Annotated in this window: 1 pseudogene; it reads left to right on the top strand. The window is 59.8% G+C overall.

Features of this window, described 5'->3' with window-relative positions:
• Positions 1-291 (top strand): annotated as a pseudogene (locus BK665_RS33960) (ABC transporter ATP-binding protein); the annotation flags it as partial.

Genomic DNA, 291 nt, shown 5'->3' with positions numbered 1-291 from the left:
GAGAGCCTGCAGCAGAATTACATCGAGACGCTGCAGTCCCACAAGAGCTACATCAAAGAGGTCAAGTGGTTCGGCTTCGCAACGCTCCTGTTGAACCGTTACCCCGACACGTTCACGCGACTCTACGCAGAAGACCGACGCTTGACCCTGCGCCGCCATGGCTGGGGTTTTGCCCTTGGGCTGCTGGGCACCGGGGCGTTTTACCTGGCGTATGCGTGGGTGGTGGTCGACACCGCGCATGGCCAGATCAGCCTCGGGCAGATGACCATGTACCTGGTGTTGTTCAAGCAG

Source organism: Pseudomonas frederiksbergensis, assembly GCF_003732665.1.
Classification (GTDB): Bacteria; Pseudomonadota; Gammaproteobacteria; order Pseudomonadales; family Pseudomonadaceae; genus Aquipseudomonas; species Aquipseudomonas frederiksbergensis_G.
This window is presented reverse-complemented; position numbering and strand designations above follow the sequence as displayed.